The 2,585-nt window shown below is 65.1% G+C and carries 2 protein-coding genes; both read left to right on the top strand.

All coding sequences use genetic code 11. The features are described from left to right. On the top strand, nucleotides 1-1,878 hold a 1,878-nt coding region (locus tag ABZU72_RS28450), incomplete at its 5' end, for an autotransporter outer membrane beta-barrel domain-containing protein (RefSeq protein WP_355022128.1). Nucleotides 1,879-2,370: 492 nt separating this feature from the next. Continuing rightward, nucleotides 2,371-2,585 (top strand): DUF5681 domain-containing protein (locus tag ABZU72_RS28445; protein ID WP_355022127.1); only part of this gene is annotated, 215 nt, incomplete at its 3' end.

Here is a 2,585-nt window from a genome sequence, read left to right as displayed (position 1 = left end):
GTGATCTCCGGCTCTGGCGCGTTCCAGCAGAACGGCACCGGCACGACCATCTTTACAGCCGCCAACACCTACACCGGCGGGACCACCATCAGCGCCGGCACTCTCCAGCTTGGCAATGGCGGCGAGACGGGCTCGATCGTTGGCGACGTCACGAACAACGGCATCTTCGCCATCAATCGCTCGAACGCCTTCAGCTTTGGCGGGGTGATCTCCGGCTCTGGCGCGTTCCAGCAGAACGGCACCGGCACGACCATCTTTACAGCCGCCAACACCTACACCGGCGGGACCACCATCAGCGCGGGGACTTTGCGGGCCGGCGGGCCGAACACGTTCAGCCCAAATTCGGCCGTGACGGTCGCGCTCGGCGGAACACTCGACCTCAATGGCTTCAGCCACACCATTCCCGGCGTGGTCAATGCCGGCTTGGTGAGTATGGGCACGGGCACGGCGCCCGGCACGGTTCTGACGACGCCGAACTACTTGGGAAATGGCGGCACGATCGCGATCAACACCGTTCTTGGCGGAGACAACTCGCCGTCCGACAGGCTCGTCATCAACGGCGGCGGCACAGCGAGCGGAACCTCCGGGCTGCAGGTCACGAACGTTGGCGGTCCGGGTGATCTCACACTAGGCAACGGCATTCCGGTGGTCGTTACGACGAATGGCGGCACGACAGTTCCCGGGGCATTCGGCCTGAGCGGGCCGGTAGCGTCGGGGCCTTACGATTATCTCCTGTTTCGTGGCGGCGTCACGCCCGGCAACGAGAATGACTTTTTCCTGCGCAATGTCGCCGGACCGGTTGACCCAGAGCCGCCCTTGCCCGGCACGCCCGGCCCGATACCCCCGACCACCCCCGGACCCACGCCTCCCGGCGTGACACCGCCCGGAGTGATACCGCCGGGCGTAACGGCTCCTGGCACTCCCGTCCCGCTCTTCCGCCCCGAGGCGGCGCTCTACACGCTGTTGCCGGGGGTGGCGCGCCAGCTTGGCCTGGCGACGCTCGGGACCTTTCACGAGCGCCAGGGCGATCAAGCCATGTTGCTCGGCTCGGGCGCGCTTCCGGGCGCCTGGGGCCGTGTCTTCGGCCGCCATGCCGAGGAGAGTCGCTCAGGCCCGCTCTCGCCCGAGATGAAGGGCAATATCGGCGGCTTCCAGGCCGGTCAGGATCTTTTTGGCTGGGACAATAACGGCCATCGCGACCGCCTTGGGCTGTTCATCGGCTTCGCCAGTGCGGATGTCGATGCTCGCGGTTTCGCGATCGCCCAGCAGCGGGCGCTGGTCGGCAAGCTGAAGATGGATGCAACCAGCCTCGGCGCCTACTGGACCCATATTGGTCCGTCAGGCTGGTATGTCGATGCGGTGCTGCTGACCTCTTGGTTCGATGGCGATCCGCGCTCGACCCGCGGGATCGGGATGAGCGCCGACGGAACCGGGCTTACCGGTTCGCTCGAGGCCGGCTATCCGATCCAGATCGGTGCCGGGCTGTCGCTTGAGCCGCAGGCGCAGCTTATCTGGCAATCGGTCTCGTTTGGAACGGAGCGCGATCGCTTCTCCGCGGTCCGCTTTTCGCCCGACGATGCGCTGACCGGCCGGATCGGCGCACGGCTCACCGGCGATTGGGTGATGGGCGGGATGACGCTGAAACCTTATCTCCTCGCCAATGTCTGGCGCACGTTTTCCGGCAGCGACACGACGACCTTCAATGTCACGCCGATTACAACCGGCTTCGGCTCCACCTCGCTGGAACTCGGCGGCGGCGTTGCGGCCCAGGTGACGCCGAACGTCGGCGTCTTCGCGGCGGCGAGCTACACCAGCAATCTCGGCGGCGACGATCGCCGCGGCATCAAGGGCAATCTCGGCCTGCGCGTCACCTGGTAGGCGCGGCGCCTGCCGACACTTCAAAGGCAGTTCATACGATGGGTTCCGAGCCGGGGCGGGACTTCGCGAGTCTGCCAAACCCGGCCGCCCTTACGTTGCCTTCAGTCATTTTACCTGCAAGCGGACCCTGCAGATGTCGGCAATGGGGCCAACTCCGGTCAGCAGACGCCGATCTTCAGTTGGGTCGATTTCGCCCCTTCGATCTCCGTCCGGAAGCTGACGTTGTGAGCGTCACGAGCCATCAACGCGCGCGCATCAGTAGTCCGACCGAGCTGGGAGCGCTCCGCTGGGCATTCCCTCCCTAAACCGGCGGCGCCCGTTCCCGGGTGTTATTTCCAATGGCGATGTTGCATAATCTGGCGAGCCAAATGATCTGATTGATTGCAAATTTGCCAATTGATTTGGGAGGTCGGACGCGAGCAGAGGTGCTCTCCCGATGACCCTGGGCACCTTCGGCTTCCTCGCATGGATCGTCGCTAGAGGTTTTGTCTGATGGTTGGCGTTGAAAATACAGCGGGAAAACAGCGAGGTGCGCCCTTCAAGCGGGGCCAGTCGGGCAACCCGGCCGGCAAGCCCAGGGGCGCGCGCCACAAGGTTACGCTCGCGATTGAAGCTTTGCTGGAAGGCGAGGCCGGCGCCCTCACACGCAAGGCGATCGAACTCGGGCTCGCCGGCGACATGACGGCGCTGCGGCTGTGTATGGATCG

It is taken from the genome of Nocardioides sp. NPDC004968 (assembly GCF_040608935.1).
Lineage (GTDB): Bacteria > Actinomycetota > Actinomycetes > Propionibacteriales > Nocardioidaceae > Nocardioides.
The sequence above is the reverse complement of the archived record's forward strand: the minus strand, read 5'-3'. Positions and strand labels throughout refer to the sequence as shown.